The sequence below is a fragment of the Paenibacillus sp. JJ-223 genome (genome assembly GCF_927798175.1).
GTDB lineage: Bacteria > Bacillota > Bacilli > Paenibacillales > Paenibacillaceae > Paenibacillus > Paenibacillus hubeiensis.
This window is the reverse complement of the sequence record NZ_CAKMMP010000005.1, coordinates 26,237-47,175: the sequence shown is the minus strand read 5'-3', so window position 1 is coordinate 47,175 and position 20,939 is coordinate 26,237. Positions and strand designations below refer to the sequence as shown.

Below are 20,939 nucleotides of genomic sequence, written 5' to 3'. Positions count from 1 at the left end.
CATATTCGGAAAGGCTTCTTTTCTTATAGCTATATAGGTTGAACTAGACATTTACACGATAACGGAGAGGGCAGAAAGAATCTGGAGAAGCGAAGCGGTCGCATTTATCACCGGATTTTCCCTTTGAAAAGAGGGGATCAAAAAAATCTGGGGATAACAGTGATCGGAAGATGGTTCTGACCACGTAGTGACTCCGTGTAAAAATCATCAGTTCAACTTATATAACGTTGAAATTGCAGCTCGGGATAGATCCAGGCATAAGCATGATAAAGGCCGCTGTTGATATTAATATTGCCTGTGATCGGACGGTAAGGGGCGACAAAACGTTCAAAGTCCGGATTCTGATAGATGTTCGCCATCGCCTCAACCAGATCAAGGGGCCATGTGCTGCCAGATAGCTGTGCCGGGAAGATCGGATTATCGTCATATGGCCATTCCTTTAGATGCCCGTTGACATAATGGAAGAATTGTTCGATGGCATACTGGAGGCTTTTACCGCCCGGTGAGACCCAGCGGAACAAATCCTCTCCCGTCGTGTCCAGGACGAGCTTGGCGGCGGCCGTTACCGGAGCGAGAGCGAAATAATGATACCACAGGGAATGCTTGCCTCTGGACGCTTCTTCCGGAATGAATCCTTCGATGGAGAGGGAGTGGTCGAGATGTTCTTTGAGAGCGGTCACCTCTTCTGCCAAACGAAGCTTATCCTCCATAAAACGATACAGCGCTAGCTGGGCATACAGACTCCAGCTCCACCAGTTGTTGCGGAGGGGGATTCGATCCCACTCCGGCAGACATACCTGGGTCATCCATTGTGTGAAAATACTCTGCTCTTCTTTGCTCCAATCCGCGTATTCTTTAATTTCATTCGCCGCAAGTATGAGTCCAACCCCCAGATAAGCAGATACCAATGGTCCGTCCGCACCTGTAATCTCCCGATTAACTACTGCCCAGCACATGATGATTTCCTTCGCTTTGCTTGCATAAGCAGCTGTTCCTGACAGCCGGTAGGCCAGTGCAGTTGTATAGGCCGCTTGGGCATCCTTCTCCATCCGCCGCTTCGCGAGCGTGTGCCCCTCAGTGTCCTGGTAAAAGCCGGGAATCTCCCAAGTGGCAATCGCATGGCTGTTCGCAGATAGACTCTCGTTTGCTTGATCAAGAAGAACTTCAAGTGCAGTCGGATGTTTTATATGCATGGAACCCACCTCTTCTGAAATGGAATGATTCATTAATTAATATCCTTGTCGCAGTAACAGATACGGAAAAGTAAACTTACTTGGGCTCCACATCATCCAGGGTCAGACGATATTGAAGATGCCTCATATATGAACCGGCTGAGTTCCTAAATACCATACCAAACCGGATGTCCTCACCGGCTCCTTGCACGATAGCGATCAGACGATTAATACCAGCACGCAGCTCGATATGTCTCTCCGGATCGGGAACATGACTTCCGTTTAGATATATCTCATATTCGCAGTCTGTGTTGACTTGAAGCTTACCTCGGAGGGTACCATCGACTGGATTGCATGAAGGGTCCAAACCATGAACGAAACAGCTCAGGAACCAGCGCTCATCCCCAGGCTCCTGGATAAGAAAGGCACCGTCCGAAGAGCTTCGCTCTTTCTTGAGCATCCAGCCGTAGAGCCCCTCGCCTAGATTGTTCAGCGAGAATTCCGGATCCGTATAATAGGCCTTCATTTCCTCGTAATTGATCCACGGCTTGCAAGGCAGAGCCATGACCTTTTCAACGGACCAGTGCGCGTCTGTTTTGGAGCTGTGAAGAAGACCGTCGTCTATGGCGGCCCCCAGATTGGCCAAAAGTCGGCTGTATAAGCGTATGGATTTGGCGGAATCCGGTTCAAGGAGCAGTTGAGATAAAATGATACATCCTTGTTCCTGTTCCACTTGCAGTACAAAACTCCCGGCAGGATGCTGATGATCCCGGTTTAACTCCACCAATGCCAGCCTGCTGTATTCCGACGTATGCCCATGCACAAAATAATCCTTCCACGCTGTCCCTTCTACGCTTGCGCATAGTACCGCTGCATCGGTCGTATCCAGACTGTAAGAGGCCAAGGGACGATTAACAACTTCTCTGGGCGAGAGAAAAACCTTGTCGAAGCCGAACAGGTCAACCGGACTTAATCCTTGGACCGCAGGCCTATCGTAATTCGCCTCCAAGTGGTACGTTTCATGCTTCAGGATCGAGACAGGGCGCTTCAATAGAGCAGACAGGGCGGCTTCATGACCTGGAGCAGCGGGAAGGATGACGAGTTGACCGCCATGCCGAACATAATCATTTAACCGGGCTACGGAATCCGTACCCAACAGGAGGTTTGGCTCCACAACAAGCAGTTGATATGTTGCAAGAAGGCTGCTCGTGATATTCTTGAGCACGTCGAAGGAAAGACCAAGGGACCGCAGGAAATGCTCTGCTGTTCCTCCCGAATCAACCCATGCACCCGTTCGAATCGATATCGTTTCGACGTTTCCTGCATAAGCGAGCATGCTGCGCAGCAAGCAGCAGGCCGCAGGGACGCTGTCGAAATGCTCCATGAGCTGCAGTTGATTAGCGATGAAGAGGCCGCTGCCGTTCCGGTATTCCAGTAGAGGTGACCACAGATCCCCACCATCTCCAAAATCCCCTGCGCTGCACTCCAAGATCATATTGAAATTGCCCTTGATCGGTTTCTCGAAAGCGGCGCGGATGATAGGAGGGGGGCCATCCTCACGGATCCTTTCGTCCCAATACATCAAATCATCATCGTCCAAGCCTTGAAGGATGGGATGGGTATAGCTGCCCGCGTGGGCGCGGATGAAATCCTGCCGCGAAATTGTCAAATGACCCAGAGACAGATGGAGCTGCTCCAACAGCAGAAGACGCCCGCCCCTTCGTACATAATTTTGGAGCGCCATCTCCAGTTGACCGTCCTCATCCTCCAGCCCGCTGCCTGCAACGACGAGGTGGTTGGGTGAAAGCTCGCCAAGCTGTTCAAGCCGGATTCGTCTGCATTCCGGGACAAGGACGTTTATTCGATCGAAGTCTTCGTCCCGACCTATGAAGGCCACAGGTCGGCCTATCGAGACAGGGGTTGTTTTATAATGTGAGGGATACAGTTTGTACTGCAAATCCAGCTCATGAACGAGCTTGTCATCGTGAAACATTACGGCATGCACGTGTATAGCGGTTACATCCTTAACAGGCTCAGGCTTCCAGGTTACGGTCACGATCTCATGATCCGCCGGTTCTTGGTCGAACAGGAAGAGCTCCTGGTGAAGGAGTCTGTCCTCCTGGCGTACTTCGAATTCAATCCGAGTCTTACTTGAATGGAACGTATCGTTATAGACATCGAAGCTTCTGGAAATCGGCTCATCATCGAAAAAGGAACGATTGTATTCTGCCGGTATCATGGTAGCGGGCTTGAAAGAGGCTTCCATGATCGGGAAGGACGGGTTCTTCATATAAAGCGGATATTCCTTCGGAAGAAGACCGTTATTCAGCGTTAGCGCGTATTTCGGAATGACTTTTGGTTTCGGCCCCGGCGTATCTGGAGCGGATGGAGGAAGCACAATATCGCGTTCCGGCATGGCCCGCATGAAATAATGGGCGAAGTTGAAAGTGGAGATTCCCGAAGCGCCTTGCCGCCTCGCATACTCCACGAACAGCCGCTCCTTCTCGGCCAGACCTCGGATACATTCATCCGTGTTTCGATACGCAGCCAAGCCTACGTACATGCTGCTGTTCTGGGGGCAGACATACCACCAGCCGCCATGCTCGCCGAACACGAGAGGCTTCTTCCGATCCCACGCGTCGATGGTGCCGTCTATGTTATAGTGCCTGCTCTCCACCTCCGTGAGTTCTTTGGGGAGGAGACGGTTATCGCCTTCTGCGATGATCGGGCGGGTAGGATCTAACTCGCGAATGAGGTCCATCATGGAAGGCATATGCTGCTTGAATATATCGCGGCCGTCCACCCAGCGCATCTCGTTCTGCAAGCTCCACAGGATAATGGATGGATGATTGCGGTCCCGCTCTACCAGTCTGCGGACATGGGCTGTGCAGTTCGCGATATAAGCGGGATGATCCGCAGGCATGGATTTGCTCGAACCGTAGATGGCCGTTTCATCCACAATCAGCATGCCCATCTCATCGGCGATATCCAGATAATAGGTCGGATGAGGCGCGGCATGCAGACGAACACAGTTAACTCCTGCCTCCTTGCACATGCCATACCAGTTGCGTACGTACTCCTGCGTTTGTTGGATGGCACCCTGGAAATGCCAGGAGTCACCGCGCAAGTTCATGGGCGTACCGTTAAGGATAAACTGCGGACCCTCGGTCCAGATCTCACGGAAGCCGAATGGCTGTTCCACCCGGGCGATAACCCGCTCACCGTCCAGAAGCAAAAGCTCCAAGCTGTACAAGAAAGGCTGCTCCGGATTCCAGTACTTGGCGTCCTCCCAATCCAGTCGGAACGTGAGCCGGCTTGAATCCCCTTGGCCGCTCACGGCTAACACATCAGCTTCAGCCTGAAGAATGGGGGAGGACGCCGAATCACCGTTTTCGCGCACATGAAGAATAGCCTTGTGGGATGTCTTCAAGGAGGAAGCCAAGGGATGGATTACCGCAGCATCTACGTCCAGCCGATTCTCCCGTACCGACGTTCGGATTGTTACATCCGCAAGCGAAATCTCGGGCCGACTTTCCAGATATACGTCCTGCCATATCCCTCTGGCAATCGAACCGAACCACGAGCCTGCAAGGCCCGTGATTTTTTGTTGACCAGAAGGAATCTCGACCTTGTCAAAACTGCCGCAGACTACATGAAGTTCGTGCTCCGTATCCTTTCTGACCAGTTCGGTAATTTCCACAAAAAGAGGCAGGTAACCATCCTCCCACATGGCTACGAGATGATGGTCGAGATACACGGCAGCCTTTTGCATGATCCCGTCCATACGGAGGAAGATCCGTGTCCCTGGTTCATACATGGCCGAAGGCACCCGGAATGACCGGTGAAGAACTCCCGCTTCGGCGTGCGCCCACTCCTTCGGATATCGAAATACATCATAAGGCGCATATTCGTATTCAGGAATGATCCCGAAGTTCTTTCCCGGAGGCCTTTCGTAGGAGCTTCTCCAGCTGGAGGGAACTTGAACCTTCTGCTCTTCGTAAACCAGCTCTGCAGGAAGGCCGAAGCCAGTGTCCCGCTTGTACAAGGGCATAAAATTCCATTCACCGTTTAAGCAGTATTCAGTTCGCATGATAAGAATGCTCCTTTCGTTTGACATTCGTTATGCCCGGATCACGAGCGGAATTTCCAGCCAGATCCGGGAGCTCCCATCGGACGAATCCCAGGGTATAAAGTGGGGCTCCATCGTTCCCGCCCAGTCGGATGGCGTATGGGATGTGGAGAGCTTCCCTGAATAGGACGGCTTCTCGATGGTTGCCGGATCTTCCGAGTAGAAGAACATCAGATTTTCATGCAGGGCAATCATCCCGTACTTATCGCCATCCCCCGGCTTCTCCTCCTGGTATTGGTAATGGTAAAAGACATAACTGGCGACTTGATCCGGCTTGAGATGGGCGATTCTGGCATAAGGCCGGGCTGGAGCGTTTTTTCTTAACCACTGCTTCTCGCTGACCGGCTTGTGATAGTGGAAAATATCGATCATCGGTACCCACCTTCTAGCACTGCTCGTTCCGGGCCAGGTTTCCAAAGCGTCTTCGCAGTGAGCGAACAGTTCGTGAGGATCAACCGACTGAGCCGGGCTTTCATAATAAAGAAACAGCTGTGTTCCGAAATGGAATAGACTAAGTTGACGGGCCTTGAGTTCCTTCATGCGGGTTTGAAGTACGGGTAAAGCTTCGCGGAACACTTGCTTCAGGTTCATATTCTCGCAGCACTGCGCACGGAAATGATAGCGGTACATAAGCCACCTCAGTTTCATGTCTTTTATCCCCATGTTACTGTAATTTACTTCAGGATTCCTTGACGATAGTGACCTTCTTTAGCATAATAGCGACATGAATAGAAAAAGCCATTATCTGGACCTGGGGCTGGAAACGGATTTTATTTTTCGCATCGAGAAATGCCCTCTAACGCATGACTTTGATGTCCACCACCATGACTATTCCGAGCTCGTTGTCATTCTTGGAGGTACCGCAACTCACATTATCGAAGGAAGGGAGTATCCGATCTCTGCCGGGCAGGTGTTCTTCATCCATGGCAATGTGTCCCACGGCTATAAAGACGTGGATCATATTCAGTACGTCAACGTCATGTTTCATCCTGACCAGATGACTCAGCTGCAGGAACTGAAGCTGATGGCTGGCTTCCAGGCATTATTTTATTTCGAGCCGTTCTACCGGAAGGAAATGAACTTCAAAGGGATGCTTACCCTGAATGATGAACAGCTGCGGCAGGTCACCGGTCTGCTTGATGTCATTCTGAGTGAGCATGATCAGCGGCCAGAAGGTTACCGAATGCTGATCCGCTCCTATTTTACGGCACTCATGGGTGTGCTCTCCCGTTATTATGTGGCGAACAACGGGTGGCCTCAGAACAAAGCGCTGCGAATCGCCGAGTCCATTACGTACTTGGAGGAACACTTTCAGGAGCCTCTCAATCTGGATATGCTCGCGGAAAAGGCTTATTTGTCTAAAAGGCAGTTTCTTCGCGAATTCGCAAGGAACTTCCAAACGACGCCCATGGACTATGTGATCCGGCGGAGGCTGGACTATTCCTGTGCGCTGCTGCGTAATCCTAACCTGTCTATTTTGCAAGTGGCTCAGGAGAGCGGCTTCCGGGATCAGAATTATTACGCCCGCCAGTTCAAGAAGATTTACCTGTGTACGCCTACGGAATATCGGGAGAAATACGTCTAAACGTCTTCATAAGAAAACAATAGGAACTCATAAGAAAACAGCAGGAACGATTACGTTCCTGCTGTTTTTGTCATGTGCGGCCCAAGCGGGTGCTTCGATATTGACCGGGTGTCATTCCCAGCTTTTTTCGGAATAAGCGAATAAAATAATTGGCATTCTCGATCCCGATCAACACACCGATCTCGGATACGGGAAGGCTCGTATTTTCCAAAAGAGATTTAGCTTTACTCATCTGCAGCTCGTGCAGGTATTGAAGTGGACTCAGTCCCGTGTATTTCTTCAGGCAGCGGGAGAGATAGTCCACATGGAAATGAAGCGTTTCTTCCATATGCTTCGCATCGAAGGGACGGGTAATATGCTCTTCGAGATAGCTTATCGTTTGATCGCACAGTATTCTCGAACGTGGAGCATACTGCAGGCGCATAGCTGACTGCAGTTCGGTCAACAAGCCAGCGAGCTGACCCTGCAGCGGCAAGGAGGTTGCGGGCGACAAGCTTTGGTGAAGCTCCATCATTCGCTGCAGGAAGGGAAGAATGCTTGAGGTGTGCAGGCTTGTGAATTTGGGAATATACATGACCTGCCGGTGCGGAGTGACATCCAGGTTGGAGCCTTTCGTGAAGGGAGTCGACCATGGAATTTGTCCGCTGTCCATCGTTCGGACAGGCTCAGGGTGGGCCAAGTGGAGCCAATATATTTCAGTTTCTTCCTCGCAAGGGCGATGCCCGACATGCAGACGGTTCGGCTCAAGCACAAGCAAGGAACCTGCTGTGATTTCGAATGGCATATCATCTTCGGTCATGTACAAGGTACCCTTCATCACAAACAGCATGTCATACAAGTTAAACGAACGGCTAAGGTGCTGCTGCCCCGGATCCCAGATGGAGTGACCGATCGTCACTAACTGCGGAAGTGGGGGGATGGTTAGCTCAAGACAATTCATAAGGCCAGCCCTTTCCATTACTTCTTGGTGCACCTATTGTATCATGGACTGAATTGCGAATGGTCGAAATTGTGCTATAAAAAGTCGTCTTTACACCTATTCGTTCAATGCTGGAAGGCATATATTAGGGGTATATGAACGAGAAAGGAAGCGAAATCATGCGATTCCGTCAAGTCCATCTGGATTTTCACACCTCGGAAGCCATTGTCCCCATTGGGGACCGCTTTGACAAAAGGCAGTTTCAGGACATGTTGAAGCTTGGGCATGTCGACTCGATTACGGTGTTCTCCAAGTGCCATCATGGCTGGGCGTATCATCCTTCGGAGGCTAATGAGATTCATCCGGGGTTAAGCTTCGATTTGCTTGCGGCACAGATTGAGGCAGCCCATGAAATCAACGTAAAAACACCAGTGTACCTTTCGGCCGGTTTGGATGAAAAGCTAGCCCGGCGTCACCCCGAGTGGCTGATCCGTGACATGAATGATCGAACGAATTGGGCCGAAGGCTTCATGCAGCCAGGCTATCATCAATTTTGCATGAACTCTCCTTATCTCGATATCCTGATCGAACAGATTAGGGAAGTGTTGCTCCGATATGATGCAGACGGATTGTTTCTCGATATTGTGGGTATACGCAAATGTTACTGTCATAACTGTGTGGATACCATACGGCGTAAAGGGGATGACCCTCGCAACGAGGAAGCGATGAAGAGCCTCTGGGAGAGCACATATGCCAATTACACAGCCAGGATGAAGGAGACGGTGGAATCGATCAAACCAGGTCTGCCCATCTTCCATAATGGCGGACATATCAAGCGCGGTCGTCGCGATTTGGCTGCAATGAATACCCATTTGGAACTGGAGTCGCTGCCTACCGGCGGATGGGGTTATGACCATTTTCCTCTTTCGGCCAGGTACGTACAAACGCTCGGATTTGATTATCTTGGCATGACCGGGAAATTTCATACCGCGTGGGGAGAATTCGGCGGATATAAGCATCCAAACGCACTTCGCTATGAAACCGCTCTCAGTCTTGCCAATGGTGCAAAATGTTCGATTGGGGATCAGCTTCAGCCTGACGGCCGCATGGATCCCGCAACCTATGAATTGATCGGTACGGCTTACCGTGAAGTCGAAAGTAAGGAAGCATGGTGCGTGAATGCCGCGAACGTTGCGGATGTAGCGTTGTTGTCCTTGGAAGCAACAGGCGTGCACCCTAAAGCCCAAGAAGATGCAAGTCGGAACGATTCGGATGCAGGGGTTGTACGCATGCTGCTTGAGGGCAATATCCTATTTGATGTGATTGATACGGAACAAGATTTTGCGAATTACCAGGTGCTGATTTTACCGGATTATGTGGCGGTGAATGACGAGCTGAAGGATAAGCTGGATTTGTTTTTGCAGAAGGGAGGTAAGGTTCTCGCCACAGGCTGGTCTGGTCTGGATCAAGACGGTACGTCCTTCGCCATTGATTTCGGAGTGCGATATGTGGGAGTGAATCCATACCGTCCGGACTTTTTTCATCCGTTGTTCAAGCCTGCGAGCCTGGGGGAAGCTTCCTTTGTCATGTATACGGAAGGCCAGAAGCTCGAACTTGCCGGCGGAACGGAGCTAGGCAGCAGGAAAGACCCGTATTTCAACCGCGATGTTTTTACCTTCTGTTCGCATCAGCATACGCCAAGCAGCGATGTCTATGGCGGACCGGGCATGGTAGAGAGCGGCAGCGGCATCTATCTGGCATGGAACGTGTTCGAAGATTATGCGAACCAAGGAAGTCTGATCCTGAAGGAGACGATCCTGTATGCGCTGAACCGCCTGCTGCCTAATAAAACGCTGAACACCGATCTGCCTGCCCAGGGCGTAACCACCCTGCAGGAGCAAAAGCAAGAGAAAAGGCTGGTCCATCATCTGCTGTATGTGTCCCCGGTCCGTCGTGGCAAACAGATCGAAGTGATTGAGGATATCGTCCCGCTATATGATGTTGAGGTGTCCATCCGGACTCCCCATCAAGTGAAGAATGTGTATTTGGCACCGCAAGTTCAGTCCATTCCCTTTAAGTGGGAGGAGGGTTCGGTTAGCTACACCGTTCCGAAGCTGGAATGCCATCAGATGGTGGTTATCGATTACGAGTGATATTGAGACAGGAAGGAAGCAAAGCGATGGACTTCAAACCACTATCCCTATTTATCGACCGCTTGACGGATTGGCGTATTCCATGGGCGGAGGTTTTGGTTTTGCACCGCAATCAAGAGGTCTTCCGCTACCGCAGCGGTTATGCTGACTTGGAACAGCGTATTCCCATCCACGATAGGCACATCATTCGGCTGTATTCACTGACCAAAATTCTGACCTGCACGGCAGCCCTTCAGCTGGTAGAAAAGGGAGCACTCCTGTTAAATGACCCGTTGTCGGATTATCTTCCCGAATATACCGAGATGGCGGTGAAGGTGACCTTGCCGAGTGGTGAAATGGTATTGGAGAAAGCCCAGAGAGCGATCCGGGTACGGGATCTCTTTACCATGTCGGCCGGGCTCTCTTATGATATCCGTTCCCCTTCAATCCAGGAAGTCGTAAGACGCACAAGCGGCAGAGCGCCAACCCGCGAAGTTGCGGCGGCCATCGCACAAGAACCACTGTTGTTCGAACCGGGGGCGAGGTGGAGCTACAGTTTAAGCCATGACGTTCTTGCCGCTGTGGTCGAAGCCGTGGACGGAAGACGATTCGGTGCCTATGTTCGGGATGAAATTACCGGCCCGCTCGGGATGTGTGATTCCGGCTTCGATGTATCGGAAGAGAATCGAAGCCGTTTGGCTCCACAGTATGAATATAACGAGTCTTTAGGTAAACCTATTCCCAAGGAGGGGAACGATTACCGGATCGGTACGGAATATGAGAGCGGCGGTGCCGGGTTATTCTCCACGGTGGATGACTACGCCGTCTTTCTGAATGCACTTACCCATCAAGGAACAAGCCCCAAAGGCGTTCGAATCCTCGCAGCCGACACGGTGAATCTCATGAGAACAGATCATCTGACGGAGGCCACCCGCAGTCATTTCACGTGGTCGCAGCTTGCGGGGTATGGTTACGGGCTCGGTGTTCGCACCCATCGTTCCAAACAGATCAGCGGGTCGCTCAGTCCGCTTGGTGAATTCGGCTGGAGCGGCGCAGCCGGTGCTCTGGCGATCATGGACCCGTCTTCTCAGCTGACCGTCATGTATGCGCAGCATATGTTGAACAATCAAGAGCCCTATGTGCATCCACGTTTGAGAAATCTCGTATACGCTTGCTTGAACCATCGTTAGGAGGAATTGGCATGAGAATTCGATATGATCGCTTTCCGGGTGGCGTGCATAAGGCCATCACTCTGAGTTTTGATGATGGTCAGATTCATGACAGGAGACTGGTCGAGAAGTTTAATGAATATGGTCTCAAAGGCACGTTTCACCTAAACAGCGGTACGCTCGGAAAAGAGGGATTTCTTACACGGGACGAGATACGTCCCCTGTTCACAGGGCATGAAGTATCTGCACATACCGTCAGCCATCCTTTTCTCGAACAGTCGCCGGTCGAACAAATGGTTCAGGAAATCACGGAGGATCGAAAGGGACTGGAGGCTCTGGTTGGTTATCCTGTGCGTGGGATGAGCTATCCTTTTGGTACATATAACGACCAGCTTGTCTCGCTGCTGCCTTCGCTAGGGATAGAGTATGCCCGGACAGCAGCAAACGAGTTCGGGTTCAATATGCCTTCAGATTTCCTGAGATGGCATCCGACCTGCCATTATCGGCAAATGGTGGAGTATGCGCAGCAGTTACTTGCTTTAAAGCAGAGGCATACCAAGATGGCTTTGTTGTATGTGTGGGGGCACAGCTATGAATTTGAGAACGACAACAACTGGGAGCTGATCGATCGGTTTGGAGAACTCGTTGCCGGAAACGAAAATATTTGGTTTGCTACGAATGCTGAAATTGTTTCGTATATGCATGCATTGCGGCAGCTCCGATTCTCGGCAGATTACCGGATCGTCCATAATCCATCTGCACAAAGTGTATGGGTAAGCGTGGAAACGGACGTCGTAGAGCTTGCGGCAGGCCAATTGACCGAGCTCGGTTGATGATCCCTTGTTTGCTGTCATTCTCTGGATCATTTCTCATAATAGATGAAGAGAGGACTGAAGTGCGATGTCTACCGAGGGAATGCAAACAACGGACTCGGAAGAGAAAAAACTTTATATACAAGCCATTGAGGACATTCTATCGAAAACGCTAAACAATATGGATAAGTTCGGGACCCGGTTTCCCCATGTTAGTCTGAATGGAACTTATATGTTGAATGATAACGACGACTGGACAGATGGCTTCTGGCCGGGGATATTGTGGTTGTGCTATGAATATTCACACGATGAACGCTACCGAAAGGCAGCAGAAGGGGCCGTAGCAAGTTTTCGTCAGCGGCTCGAGCAGCATGTCTCCCTGGATCACCACGATATCGGATTTTTATACAGCTTATCGGCCAAAGCCCAGTGGATTGTAACTGGCGATGAGCGTGCTCGGGAGCTGGCTATTGCTGCAGCTGATGTATTAATGAAACGATGGCGGAATACGAGCGACGGCAGCGGATATATTCAGGCTTGGGGAGCCCCGGATAACGAGCAAGAAGCGGGGAGAATTATTATCGATTGCCTGCTTAATCTGCCGTTATTGTATTGGGCAAGTGAGCAGACAGGTGATCCAACGTACGGTGAAATAGCACAGATCCAGGCAGAGAAAACACGGCGTTATATCGTAAGAGGTGATGATAGTTCGTATCATACGTTTTTCTTGGATGCGAAGACGGGTGTTCCCATCGGCGGCGCGACACATCAAGGCTACAACAATGGTTCGACCTGGACGCGAGGGCAAGCTTGGGGAGTATATGGGTTCGCACTATCCTATCGTTATACTGGAAATAAGGCGTTTCTGGAGACTTCCAAGCGTATGGCCCGCTACTTCCTTGAACATTTACCCGAGGACAGCGTTGCTTATTGGGACTTCAACGCTCCTGTAGCTGCGGATACTTACCGGGACAGTTCAGCCTCAGCGATTGTCGCTGCGGGACTGGCGGAACTCATCTCCCATTTGGCTGTTGGTGATCCAGATCGTCTATATTTCGAGCAGATGCTGGCAACAAGCATGGAATCGCTAATTAACAACTATGCCACGATCGGTGACGATGAAGCAGAAGGCTTTCTTAAACATGGGTCTTATCATATTCATGGCGGCTTATCCCCTGATGATCATATGATCTGGGGCGATTATTTCTACCTGGAAGCGTTAATGCGTCTTGCGCATGGTATTCCTGGTTATTGGTATGAGCGTAGCGGGAAATAACACTGTAATACCATACCAAGCGTTATATAAGGCATTGGGGGTCATGGATAAGAAACTTGGAAAAAACAACGTACTGACGCTTCGGGATAATGATCCTCCGTCAAACATGGTTCTATGATATGAGCCGTGGCAGAGGACATTGTCCCGTACTCTTTTATAGAGATCATAATGCCTAAGGAGTGGTAGAATTGGTTACAGCAGATATTGTCAGTCCAATCTTGTCCTATTTCTGCACAGATCAAAGAATCATTCGATCAGACCATGGAATCATATAATAACAACATCCCTTCAGAAATCGAAAACCAATCAGCGATAATTACTGTCATACTAAATGAAAGATTTAAGAGATACATATTACTAAAAATGTATTAGTCAACTCAACGATCGTGATGAAATTGGGGCGTCGTGGATACTGAAACGTTATATGACATACTGGAAACCATTTATTTAAGCGGGTGAAACCATGCAGAAAGTGGATTTAACCAAAACTCTTGAAGAGTTAGAAGGCGAAAAGTGGAACGAACCGAATTTTGCTTCTCGGTTGGTTCTCCAAGGATATGAATTAAGAAAGAAACCTCTCTGTGAATGGAATAATGAAGATTTAAGGCTTTCGATCGGGCAACAAATGAGTCTGGATTTTCTTTTACCTTTAGCCTTAGAGAAATTAATGGAGAACCCATTGAGTTCAGGGGATCTGTATATGGGAGATTTATTTTGTTCGGTACTTAAGGTAGGACAAAGATATTGGGAAGAACATAGAGAACTGAAGAACGAATTAGATGAAGTGATCCGAACATATGAAGAGGCGAGAAAGACATGAGTGAGAAAAATTTATACTATATAAAAACATCTACACGTTAACGGAGAGGCAGAGCCAATCTGAAGAAGCGAAGCGGTTCGCCAAAAAGCTTTCTGAAAGAAAGCTGCATCGGAAGCATAGGTTTATCACCGGATTTTCCGCTTAGAAGAGGGGATACCCTAAATGCGAAAAACACAGTATCTATTTAAATTGTCATCGATGTATACTTTGCAATAAATGAAAGCTGAATTAAGGCTGCGGCTCCTGCAGACATTATTGATTTTTTATAAAGAACCCAAGTAGGGGGAATCAAAGATGCCTTATATGAAACCTGTAATTCGAGAACCTTATTATGATAAGCCTGTATGGATTGAGAATGAAGTGGCTCGGAAGGAGTTTGCTTTCTTATCCTCGAATAGCAGTGAAAGTGAAGTTGAATTGTTTTTATTGCATTTATTCGGATACAACAGTATTGATGCATCGATGTCTTTTGAAGAATCCTTTAAAGAGCTTTTGGAGGAAGATGAAGTTGCTATTTTAGGCGGGATTACATTTATACAGGATAGAGAAACGTTTATTATGCCTAGCTGTTGTTGCGGACTTGAAGAGCTACAAACAATAATTAATTCAATTAAAGCAAAACAAAGTCCATGGTTAGGGCATGATCCGTCACCTGGAATTATATATTATGAAGATTATGTCTTAGTGTGGTCAGATGATCCAGCAACACAGAAGGAAGAATTATTTTGTATCAGGTTTACCTATAAAGAGCTGTTAGATGGTCTTGAGAAATGCAAAAATAATTTACTAGAATTTATAAACGAACCTTTATATAAATGGATCATGGCAAGAGATGAAGAAATAGCGGATCGAATGAAGCAAAAAATGCTTCAATGGTTTTTGAAAAACGAATAGTAACGGACTCAGACAACCACCTCTGCAAGGCTCAGTCTCTGACCCAGTCACTGATTCCTTAAGGCTTTCGAGGTCGTGAATACGGGGAGCGTTATAGATAAATCGAAAAGTGAGGTACAAGGATGAGTTATAAATCTATTCTTATAGACCAATTAAACGCCTGTTATAACGATAAAAGTTGGTTCATCCCGCTCCATGACATTTTAAAAGATTTAAATGCTGCACAAGCTGCCTGGGAAAATGAAAGTAACCAATCCATTTGGTCGATCGTGAATCATCTTATTTTTTGGAATGAGAAGTGGCTTGAGAGGTATAACGTCGGACAATTTGAATTAGAAAGTTCAATAAACAATGATGATACTTTTTACGTGAATCCACATACGATAAATGATTTTGAGTGGAAAAAGACCTTAGAGCGACTTGAAACAGTCTTTAATGGTTGGAATAAAGCCCTTGAGGAAAGTGATGATCTCAAACTTATCAAAGAGATTCCTTCCTATTTCAATGCTCCTTGGTGGGGCGTGGTATCCAATTTAAGTATTCATAATGCGTATCACATTGGTCAGATCATGATGCTCAAGAAACAGATGCATTGATTATTGAGAAAATCAAGAATAACTTACTGGAATGGGAGGAATAGATCGTATGTATCAGAACGTTTACGAGTTAACTATGACATTCAAGAACCCTCAGTATAGATCCAAGCTTAGTGACTCAGTTGTTCAAAAGCAGATTCAAGCAGTAGTTACTCGATTGAATTCTTATTACCAGAATGCAACGAAGCGACAGGTCAGCCTTAAGAAATACTTGGAAATTTCATTTGTGAACGGTGAAATATTTATCACTCTTAAAACCGAAAATCCACTGCCTAATCCTGAACGAAAGGGACAGTGTATGCGGCAGTTCTCAAGGTTTTTGCTTGAGGATGGATTTGGTCAGTTTCTTACTGCTTATGACCCAAAGAAATTATTATCATCATAAATAATGGCTAGACGATATGCGTGGGAAGTGATGCAGCGATATGAAAGTGAATTTTAAAGAAACGAAACTTTCAAACATTGGAAATTGTAGGGGGTACGAGGGTAGAAAGTTCATTCATATATGCGAAGTTTGCAGAAAACGTGAGATATGGACGCGTCGTGAAGGATTTGAAAAAGGATGGGACTTTGCTCCTTATATGTATCATTTGAAGCAGTGAGCCAGCGAGCATCTTGGTCAATGAATAAGTAGTGATCTATTACCACAAGTGGTTTTGGACCCTCTGAAAAAAAGGAGAAAAGAACAGTATGAAGAACCCTGAGTTCAGTCTATGGAAAAGTACATTATTGAATCATTTTAGAAATGATCTGGAGAAATTTGCAACAACAACTGAAAATAAAGAAGTGTATGCGGTGATATTGGACTGCCAAGCTACATATGGAAGTGTTAATATGAAGTGGAATACCGTAGATTCGTTTAAAATATATGCGGAAAAACACTGCAGCTCATATCCTCCAGACAGATTACTCGGCTCTAGGGGAGTAGAATATAATGTTGGAGATTTTTCATACGAAGATTCGAAACAACCAGAAGAAATAAATAAATTTGAACAATGGTATGAAACAATACTTTCGGAATGTTTTGATCGAGAAGATGAAGAATCATGGAATGAATTAACTCAGAAGTTTATCCATACGTTAGTTGAAATAATCGATGAACTTGCCCCGACCTTTTCCAAACTAAATACGACTGGAGATTTTATTGCATTTATTGTAGAACATGACTCTGATTACTACGAATACATAAAAAAGACGGTAACTATTGAAGACTATTATAAAGCGTTTCCCGAAGTTAAAGAATATGATCAATATCTAAGCCATATTTATTCTTTAACTAAAGAAGAACAAGTTACCCATTGGTGTAATTTATTATACGAATTTCTAATTGAGGCCGACACAGATGGAACAAGGGCTTTTAAACAAATGAACCGCAATGAGTATGATGCTGAGGATGAAATAAAAAAATTAGGATTGATCGCATCAAGCAAAGTAGTCACACTCTTTGAGGTGTTTTCCGGATATATTCCATCAGTCGATGGCGTAATTATTCAAAGCGAGAGTTATACTCGATGGATGTTTCTAAGTATTCTAATAGATATTAAACATGCTGACGAGGAGACCATCAATCGATTAAAGCAAATTCTTATACGAAAATATGAAATCGATAATGAGGTACAAGAATGTATTAATATTGCAAGAACTCTTCATGCTCTTGATTCATTACGTTTTCCAGAAGAAGTGTATGATGAAAATAGACTTAGGTTATTAAACTTTGAAGAGTACAAGAATAAGTAGTATATCTAAGGAGTTGGTCACTTCCAATAACATTATATCCATGCATCAACCCCAAGTCGGTGAACGTCGTGAATACAGGAATGTTAAGCGAAATATCATTAATTAAGAGTATTAGGAATATAAGATTTCAATCAGAAAAGAAGGGGAAGATACATGGCTAAATTGATTTTGTTAAGTGACCTGAAAGAAAATGATAGATTGTTGAACAAATTAGAAGACATCTTTGGAGGGATAAAACCTTCTATTGCTTATATACCTTCGTGTTCTGATCCGGACAGAGCATATTTCAAAGCGACAACGGAGTTTTATAACAAGATTGGAATTGAAAATATCGAATATAAGGATCTCGATGAAGAGTATGACGAGATAGTTACTTCCAATATTTTTGAGCACAATGCGATTCATTTATCTGGAGGGAATACATTTTATTTTTTGCACTTGTTACGTAAACGGGGCTTTATAGATTCGTTGCGCACATATGTCAGCAATGGTGGAATTTTAATTGGGGTTAGTGCCGGAAGTTTATTAATGACGAAAACAATCGAATTAGCCGGCTATGGCGAAGATGGAGACTTAAATGGAGTTGGGTTAAAAGATATGAAAGCATTAGGTTTAGTAGAATTTGAATTTTTACCTCACTGGGATGGCTCAGAAAAAACAGAACAATCAATAAGTCGTTATGCAAAGGCAAAAGATATAACAGTTTATTTATGTAGGGATGGAGATGCAGTAGTAGTAAATAACACAAAAATTGAATTCATTGGGGATATAAGAGTAATTAACTAGAAGACTTCGTACAGCATATTCGACGGTGACAGATACTTCGCTTAACCTAATATTCACGCTGCGGCCATACGCCCTGGGTCGGGCATTCGCCGGACACTCCGCATACGCTGAGTCGTGAATACAGGAACGTTAGCCGAAAGAAGTTCTTAGTTTAGGAGGAGTCTATATGATATTAGAAAAAGTTATAAATAGAATTGTAATACAAAGTGAATATAAGGATTTGGTTGATAAGTATATAGATCAGATCCTTACCGAATTTAAAGGTAAGATTCATAGCATTTATATGTGTGGCTCGATTCCAAAAGGAACTGCTAAACCTTTTAAGTCAGATGCAGACTTTACTATTGTCTGTGTAAATCCCAAAGATATTGATTACGAAAGATTGACAAATATTAAAGACAGGCTTTTGAAAGAATATCCAATAGTCACTAAGATTGATACGATCATTTGCTCGATTGACGATGTATTAAGTAAACCGAATGAGTGGGGTTTTTGGGTTAAGATTATTTGTGTTTGCATGTATGGTGATGACATTGGTGAAAAAGTACCACCGATCATTATTTCTCCAGAGTTCATTCTAGACTTAAATACAGAGACCACGGAAGAAGTAGGTCGTGTACGTCGTTCACTTTCTACTGCTAGTGATCACACGATGAAAACTAGATATATTAAAGGGTATTCGAAAAGATTAATTCGTGCATTATACTCTTTGGTTTTAGTAGATACAGGTGTATGGCAAGATGACATTATTGAGATGAAGAATGCCATATTAAACTATTGCGAGATTGACTCCGGTTTAGTTGATTATCTGTATGCTTGTTACTTGGATAGTAATAATGTACTTGTTGAAGAGTTTCTGGGAATTGCAGATGAAATATATAGCTATTTTGAGAACGCGTTAAATGCCATGGCTGCTTCCAAAACTTCCCTTGACTAACACCATATTGACGTTCCGGGTCACTCTGAGAAGCGAGTGACCACATCCAGCCCCCTAAGCCCGTCGGGACGTCACTGCATAGGTGTTCGGCAAGCCTCACAACTATAAGTATGCCCATTAATTAGCAATCCCGAATTTGTAGTCGAATATGCCAATCTAAAGAAAGAGCTGGTTATTAAATATAGAGAAAATCGCCAGTCTTATACGAATGGGAAGACCGAATTTGTAAATAAAGTACTTAATGAATGTGGAAAGACTTTATAGGTAGTTCAAGGGGGTGGATACATCATATAACAACATATTCACGCTGCGAGCCTGACTCCCCTTGGTCTGCCAAAGGTATTTCGAGGAAGTCGTAACAGGCAGACAACTCCTACGAGGCTAAGTCTTTAACCCTGTCGCTGATGGTCCTTTAAAGCCTCTCGGGTTCGTGAATACAACAACGTTATGCGCCATTACCGGTAAATATAAAAGAAAATATTTAAGGGGATAATTTATGAAAGGAAAGATACTCTTATTATTTTTTCTGACGATAATGTTGTCATCTTGTCAAAATAGTAGTCAATCGACTACCTTAAACAGCGAAACTAAATCAATAATGAATTCTAAACTGCCTCCTGATGCAGTGAGTACAGGTAATGGAACAGAATCGAAAGAAATAACGGAAGGTCAATCAGATCCTGCTAACAATAAAATATTACCAATGAGCATTGGGAACCTTGATTTGAAAGGAGAATTCTATGATGAAATGCTTCGAAATCCTATAGATCATGATTATGAAGTGGAATTAAATGAATTTCAAAATTCCAAAGAGATTATTACAACATTGGAATGGGAGGCGTTGGAAAGCAGATATACAGAGATTTGGGATAAAGAGTTAAATCAAATATATAAAAAGCTTCTCTCTAAGTTGGATAGAGAACCAAGAGAAGCACTAATTGAGTCGCAGAAAGAATGGTTAAAGTATCACTTAAGGGAAACAAAATTTGTAGAGAAGACATTTATTGATAATGGTTACCTTGGATCACAAGGATCGGTAAGCCTAGGCACGGTTATACGGGAGAGAATTAGGGAAAGAACAATGCAATTATTTGAATATCGATATTTGCTAGATGGTAAAGTTGAGTTTGTATACCGAAGTCAAAAATAGATTTGGAATCTTGATCAAAGGTTTTGTAGGTGATACTTCGAAGACAAACGGCGCATGACACCATATTCACGCTTCAGGGCCATTCGGCCCTCGGTCCGGCCGATGAATTTCGGGGAAGTAGAGGTAGCCAAATACATTAGATTTCGTATGGCTTGGATGAGTTCATATAATTTAATTAGAGCATGGATGTGGAAATCGTGAGAACATTATTGAAGACAATTTACTTGTTATTTGCTGTGGGTGTCGGCATCGGATGCTGTTACTCATACATATTTTTTATCTTTAATATTGGTAATGGAGGATTTAGCGCTGATAACAAGCCTGCCGCTTTTGGAGTTGCTGCTCTGGCGCTAATGGGAACCATAGTTTTTTTACTGCTTGGCAGGCTCATTTACCATTCTGACGCCTATATTGTCCCAAGTATTGCGATCATTTTTGGTGCTGCGTTTCTGACCATGCCAGCTGTTGAAGTCGGTAATAGTGTGATTGGTATTTATCAAACACACCGAGCAAAGCCGTATGTGGAAAGTTATATGAATGAACTAAAAACAAGTTTTGTTGAGAAAATAGCTCCATTGGAATTTGATGAACTCTACGTTACTGGAGCAATAATGGGCATGATATTTGGATTAAATTAAGAAAGGATAATGAAACACTGACAACAGAGGATTTAAATAACGTAATCAATGCCTTGCCTTCAGCTAAGTATGAAGTAAGAGTATTCATATATTATAAAAGTTTTGAAGAATATCCGAACGATCAGTATTCTATTGATTTTACGATTCGAAATAACCCAAATGTTCAACCGTCTTGTAGATCAGATGA

At 45.6% G+C, this 20,939-nt stretch carries 19 protein-coding genes; 15 read left to right on the top strand and 4 right to left on the bottom strand.

Annotated elements, in window-relative coordinates:
• Positions 1-212: 212 nt before the first annotated feature.
• The 3 genes from L6H98_RS10600 to L6H98_RS10590 form a co-directional block, all read right to left on the bottom strand.
• Positions 213-1,193: an alginate lyase family protein gene (locus L6H98_RS10600; RefSeq protein WP_236414946.1), complete on the bottom strand. Its 981-nt coding sequence runs from the start codon at positions 1,191-1,193 to the stop codon at positions 213-215.
• A 76-nt stretch (positions 1,194-1,269) separates the two neighbouring features.
• On the bottom strand, positions 1,270-5,262 hold the full coding sequence (locus L6H98_RS10595; protein ID WP_236414945.1) for a glycoside hydrolase family 2 TIM barrel-domain containing protein: 3,993 nt from the start codon (positions 5,260-5,262) through the stop codon (positions 1,270-1,272).
• 30 nt (positions 5,263-5,292) lie between these two features.
• The gene (locus L6H98_RS10590; RefSeq protein WP_236414944.1) at positions 5,293-5,949 is read right to left on the bottom strand and encodes a hypothetical protein; all 657 of its coding nucleotides are present in this window, start codon (positions 5,947-5,949) and stop codon (positions 5,293-5,295) included.
• Between the two features lie 76 nt (positions 5,950-6,025).
• On the opposite strand from L6H98_RS10590, the gene L6H98_RS10585 reads away from it, so the two are divergent.
• Positions 6,026-6,886 (top strand): AraC family transcriptional regulator, encoded by an 861-nt coding sequence (locus L6H98_RS10585; protein ID WP_236414943.1) that lies wholly within the window; start codon positions 6,026-6,028, stop codon positions 6,884-6,886.
• 70 nt (positions 6,887-6,956) lie between these two features.
• On the opposite strand, the gene L6H98_RS10580 is transcribed toward L6H98_RS10585, so the two are convergent.
• Positions 6,957-7,826: an AraC family transcriptional regulator gene (locus L6H98_RS10580; RefSeq protein ID WP_236414942.1), complete on the bottom strand. Its 870-nt coding sequence runs from the start codon at positions 7,824-7,826 to the stop codon at positions 6,957-6,959.
• Between the two features lie 158 nt (positions 7,827-7,984).
• Here L6H98_RS10580 and L6H98_RS10575 point away from each other — a divergent pair, with 158 nt between their 5' ends.
• The 14 genes from L6H98_RS10575 (at position 7,985) to L6H98_RS10515 (ending at position 20,752) form a co-directional block, all read left to right on the top strand.
• Positions 7,985-9,958, top strand: coding sequence for a beta-galactosidase trimerization domain-containing protein (locus L6H98_RS10575; RefSeq protein ID WP_236414941.1), 1,974 nt, complete (start codon positions 7,985-7,987; stop codon positions 9,956-9,958).
• Positions 9,959-9,984: 26 nt separating this feature from the next.
• Positions 9,985-11,127, top strand: a complete 1,143-nt coding sequence (locus L6H98_RS10570; RefSeq protein ID WP_236414940.1) for a serine hydrolase domain-containing protein — start codon at positions 9,985-9,987, stop codon at positions 11,125-11,127.
• Positions 11,128-11,138: 11 nt separating this feature from the next.
• Positions 11,139-11,939, top strand: a complete 801-nt coding sequence (locus L6H98_RS10565; protein ID WP_236414938.1) for a polysaccharide deacetylase family protein — start codon at positions 11,139-11,141, stop codon at positions 11,937-11,939.
• Positions 11,940-12,006: 67 nt separating this feature from the next.
• A complete protein-coding gene (locus L6H98_RS10560; protein WP_236414936.1) occupies positions 12,007-13,194 on the top strand; it encodes a glycoside hydrolase family 88 protein in 1,188 nt (395 codons plus the stop codon).
• Between the two features lie 463 nt (positions 13,195-13,657).
• Complete coding sequence (locus L6H98_RS10555) at positions 13,658-14,014, top strand: contact-dependent growth inhibition system immunity protein (protein WP_236414935.1); 357 nt, start codon at positions 13,658-13,660, stop codon at positions 14,012-14,014.
• A gap of 294 nt (positions 14,015-14,308) precedes the next feature.
• A complete protein-coding gene (locus L6H98_RS10550; RefSeq protein ID WP_236414934.1) occupies positions 14,309-14,908 on the top strand; it encodes a hypothetical protein in 600 nt (199 codons plus the stop codon).
• A gap of 122 nt (positions 14,909-15,030) precedes the next feature.
• Positions 15,031-15,504, top strand: coding sequence for a DinB family protein (locus L6H98_RS10545; RefSeq protein WP_236414933.1), 474 nt, complete (start codon positions 15,031-15,033; stop codon positions 15,502-15,504).
• A 49-nt stretch (positions 15,505-15,553) separates the two neighbouring features.
• On the top strand, positions 15,554-15,889 hold the full coding sequence (locus L6H98_RS10540; protein WP_236414932.1) for a hypothetical protein: 336 nt from the start codon (positions 15,554-15,556) through the stop codon (positions 15,887-15,889).
• A gap of 305 nt (positions 15,890-16,194) precedes the next feature.
• Positions 16,195-17,241, top strand: coding sequence for a DUF4303 domain-containing protein (locus L6H98_RS10535; protein ID WP_236414931.1), 1,047 nt, complete (start codon positions 16,195-16,197; stop codon positions 17,239-17,241).
• Between the two features lie 153 nt (positions 17,242-17,394).
• Positions 17,395-18,027: a Type 1 glutamine amidotransferase-like domain-containing protein gene (locus L6H98_RS10530; RefSeq protein ID WP_236414930.1), complete on the top strand. Its 633-nt coding sequence runs from the start codon at positions 17,395-17,397 to the stop codon at positions 18,025-18,027.
• 166 nt (positions 18,028-18,193) lie between these two features.
• Positions 18,194-18,964, top strand: a complete 771-nt coding sequence (locus tag L6H98_RS10525; RefSeq protein WP_236414929.1) for a nucleotidyltransferase domain-containing protein — start codon at positions 18,194-18,196, stop codon at positions 18,962-18,964.
• 120 nt (positions 18,965-19,084) lie between these two features.
• The gene (locus L6H98_RS31395; RefSeq protein WP_356722728.1) at positions 19,085-19,228 is read left to right on the top strand and encodes a GrpB family protein; all 144 of its coding nucleotides are present in this window, start codon (positions 19,085-19,087) and stop codon (positions 19,226-19,228) included.
• 232 nt (positions 19,229-19,460) lie between these two features.
• A complete protein-coding gene (locus tag L6H98_RS10520; protein WP_236414927.1) occupies positions 19,461-20,114 on the top strand; it encodes a lysozyme inhibitor LprI family protein in 654 nt (217 codons plus the stop codon).
• Between the two features lie 197 nt (positions 20,115-20,311).
• On the top strand, positions 20,312-20,752 hold the full coding sequence (locus L6H98_RS10515; protein ID WP_236414925.1) for a hypothetical protein: 441 nt from the start codon (positions 20,312-20,314) through the stop codon (positions 20,750-20,752).
• Positions 20,753-20,939: the final 187 nt, after the last annotated feature.